Source organism: Roseateles sp. P5_E11 (genome assembly GCF_054049355.1).
Genome location: NZ_JBFUMO010000580.1, coordinates 1 through 3,594, shown reverse-complemented (window position 1 = coordinate 3,594; position 3,594 = coordinate 1). Strand labels below are relative to the sequence as shown.

The following is a 3,594-nucleotide window of genomic DNA, read 5'->3' as shown; positions in this document are numbered from 1 at the left end:
CTCCAACTCCAGCCACTCGCGCATCATGAACACGCGGGCCTGCGTGGGCGGCAAGTGCTCGCAGCAGACCTGCAGCACCTCGAAGAACTGCTTCTGGCAGCAGGCGGCATCAGGGTCACCCCAGTCGCGCGGCGCCTCGCGCCAGTGGCCGTCGGCTTGAAATAGGTCGTCGAACAGGTCCTCGCCGTCCTCGCCAACGAGCACCGTCGCCTCACGGGTGTTGCGGCGCAACTGATCAACAAGCTTGTGCTTGAGGATGCCGATAAGCCAGGTCTTGAGCTGGGACTGGCCACCAAAGGACTGCGGGCGCTCCAGTGCGGCGAGCAGGCACTCAGACACCGCGTCCTCGGCCCATGCATCGTTTCTCAACTGAGCCCGCGCGAACCTCAGCAGATGAGGGCGCAGGCCTTCAACCTGGAGCGCAAAGTCGGTCATGGTGTCCCATGGCAATCGCGATGGCTCAGTTTACAAAGCGCCGCCTTGCCGGCAGCTTGCCGAACGGTCGCGGAACCGTCGAGGAATGGTTCTAGGGGGGCAGCCCGGCCCGCCCCTCCTCCCAGCTGTGGTTCACGAGCGAATCAATGACGGCCTGTTGCGCTGGGCTTGTGGGACGCTCGGCCTGGGTCAGCACGGCGACCTCGCGCACGATGGGCACGTCCGACATGGTTACGTACGCTAGCCGAGCGGCCCGGGCGATGGAGATGGGCATGAAGGCGACGCCGAAGTTGGCTCTCACCAAAGCCTGTATCCAGTCCTCGCGGGATGACTGCTGCACCACTTCCAGCCGTACGCCGCGATCGCGCAGCAGCCGCTCGATGTAGGTCGAGAACTCGCACATCACACGCTCGCAATAGCGCTCACGGTTGAGCTCCACCATCTCCACACTGGTGCGGCCGCTGAAACGGTGGTCGTCGCCGATGGCCAGCACGTAGTCCTCACTGAACAGCGGCGTGGTGGCGAAGCGCTTGGGGATCTCATAGGGCGAGCACATGATGCCCACGTCAACATCGCCCTGATCCAGCGCGTCGGTCAGCGCCTCCAGGTTGCCCTCGCGAAAGCTCAGTTCCACCTCGGTGCGGCCCTCCTGGCTCTCCACGAAGCCCGGCAGCACCTGGTGGAAGTCGATGGTGCACATGACGCCTACGCGCACCACCTCGCGCTGCACGCGCGTGAGGCGCCTGGCCTCTTCGCGGGCGTGGTTGGCCGTCTCGTAGATCTGGCGGAAGTTGGGCAGCATGCCCCGACCCAGCTCGGTGAGCTGCACCGAGTTCTTGGTGCGGTCGAAGAGCCGCCCGCCAATGGCCTCCTCCAGCCGCTGTATGGCCTTGGTGAGCGCCGGCTGCGACACGAAGGACCGCTCCGACGCACGCGTGAAGTTCAGCGTGTCGGCCACGGCGAGGAAATAGCGGATCTGGTAGAGCTCCATGCGCACCTCGGTCGAGGACGGACGCAAAACCTTTCAGTGAAAAAGCACGTCGTCGATAACCGCCGCCGATGGCGCGATGAATTGTTGCGATTTCCGCGCCGGGGGCCCGGTTCCTAAGCTTCTCCCCGTTGACGAGCAAGCCCATGAACACCCCCACCCAACCCCTCAAGACCCTGGTCATCGCCGGCGGCGGCTTTGCCGGCACCACGCTGGCCCGCCGCCTGGAGGCGCAGCTGCCGCCGGGCTGGCAGCTCGTGCTGCTCAGCGAAGAGAGCTACACCACCTTCAACCCCATGCTGGCCGAGGTGGTGGGGGCGGCCGTGTTCCCTGAGCACGTCATCGCGCCGATCCGCGAGATGCTGGTCACGACCCGCTTCATCATGGGGCGCATCGAGCGTGTCGACCACACGGCCAAGACCCTCAGCTGCTCCACGCTGGCCGGCCCGCTGGAGATGAGCTTCGACCATCTGGTACTGGCTTTCGGTCAGCGCGCCAACCTCAACATCATCCCGGGCCTGGCCGAGCATGCGCTGCCGCTCAAGCTGGTGGGCGACGCGATGCACATCCGCAACCGCCTGCTGCAGCGCCTGGCCCACATCGAGCTGAGCCACAACAAGGCGCATCGGCGCTCGCTGGGCCACTTCGTCGTCATCGGCGGAGGTTTCTCGGGCGTCGAGGTGGCCGGTGCCGTGGTGGACTTCATCCGCAGYGCACTGCGCTGCTATCCCCGCGTGAAGGCCCACGAGCTGCGCGTCTCGCTGCTGCACGACGGCGACCGACTGCTGCCGGAACTGCCGGCCACACTGGGCATCTCGGCCGCCAAGTCGCTTGCGGAGCGCGGCGTGGACGTGCGCCTGGGCGCGCGTGCTGCCAACGTTGACGCCTATGGCGTTGACCTGGCCAGCGGCGAACGTCTGCCGGCCGCCACCGTCGTCTGCACCATCGGCGCACGCAGCAACCCATTGGTAGAGCGCCTGGGGCTCACGACTCTGCGTGGCCGCATCGTGACCGACCCCGATGGGCAGGTGCCTGAGCGGCCTGGCCTTTGGGCCCTCGGCGACTGCGCCGCCACCCTCAACCTGGCCGACACCCAGCTCTGCCCGCCGACGGCGCAGTTCGCTGTGGCCCAGGCCGAGCAACTCGCGCGCAACCTGCTACGCCATATCGCCGGCCAGCCAACCCGCCCCTTCAACCATGTGTCGCGCGGAATGATGGCAACGACCGGCCATCACCGCGGTGTGGCACAGGTCTTCGGCATCAAGCTCACCGGGCTACCTGCATGGCTGCTGTGGCGGGCTTACTACCTCATGCGCATGCCCACGCCGGGCCGCAAGGTGCGCATCTGGGTCGAGTGGACCTGGAGCCTCTTCTTCCCTGCCGACGTCACTCATCTGCGCTTCACGCGTACCGCGGACGTTGATACGCCACCGCCTGCCCAACCCACGAATCACTAGGAGCACTCGCATCATGTTCATTGGCAAGACCGCCCTCGTCACGGGCTCGACCTCAGGTATCGGCCTGGGCATTGCGCGCACCCTGGCCGCCCAAGGCGCCAACATCATCCTCAACGGTTTTGGCGACGCTGCYGCGATCGCAACGCTGCGTGCCGACCTAGCCGAGCAGTACGACGTGCAGGTGCGCTACGACGGCGCGGACATGAGCCGCCCCGAAGCCATCGAAGACATGATGGGCAAGGCCCTGTCCGAGTTCGGCTGCATCGACCTGCTCGTCAACAACGCCGGCATCCAGCATGTAGCGCCGGTGGACGAATTCCCCGTCGACAAGTGGTACGCCATCCTGGCCATCAACCTGTCGGCCTGCTTCCACACCACGCGGCTGGCGCTGCCGGCGATGAAGAAGAAGGGCTTCGGGCGCATCGTCAACATCGCCTCAGCACATGCGTTGGTCGCCAGCCCCTACAAGTCGGCCTACGTGACGGCCAAGCACGGCGTCGCCGGCTTTACCAAGACGGTGGCCCTGGAAGTGGCCGAGGGCGGCATCACGGTCAACGCCGTCTGCCCCGGCTATGTGCTGACACCGTTGGTCGAGCAGCAGATCCCCGGCACGGCCAAGGCTCGCGGCATCAGCCCCGAGGAGGTCGTGCGCAACGTGCTGCTGGCTGCCCAGCCCACCAAGAAGTTCGTCACCGTCGAGCAGGTCGCCGCCCT

Annotated in this window: 4 protein-coding genes; 2 read left to right on the top strand and 2 right to left on the bottom strand. The window is 66.3% G+C overall.

Translation table 11 applies throughout. The features are described from left to right. Together ACXJKR_RS27315 and ACXJKR_RS27310 are read right to left on the bottom strand one after the other, a co-directional pair. A partial coding sequence (locus ACXJKR_RS27315) for a sigma-70 family RNA polymerase sigma factor (protein WP_457325500.1) occupies nt 1-435 on the bottom strand: 435 nt, incomplete at its 3' end. A 91-nt stretch (nt 436-526) separates the two neighbouring features. Continuing rightward, the gene (locus ACXJKR_RS27310; RefSeq protein WP_457325499.1) at nt 527-1,453 is read right to left on the bottom strand and encodes a LysR family transcriptional regulator; all 927 of its coding nucleotides are present in this window, start codon (nt 1,451-1,453) and stop codon (nt 527-529) included. Nucleotides 1,454-1,569: 116 nt separating this feature from the next. Between ACXJKR_RS27310 and ACXJKR_RS27305 the strand changes: the two genes are divergently transcribed. Both ACXJKR_RS27305 and ACXJKR_RS27300 read left to right on the top strand, forming a co-directional pair. Then, on the top strand, nt 1,570-2,880 hold the full coding sequence (locus tag ACXJKR_RS27305; RefSeq protein ID WP_457325498.1) for an NAD(P)/FAD-dependent oxidoreductase: 1,311 nt from the start codon (nt 1,570-1,572) through the stop codon (nt 2,878-2,880). Between the two features lie 13 nt (nt 2,881-2,893). Next, nucleotides 2,894-3,594 (top strand): 3-hydroxybutyrate dehydrogenase (locus tag ACXJKR_RS27300; RefSeq protein WP_457325496.1); only part of this gene is annotated, 701 nt, incomplete at its 3' end.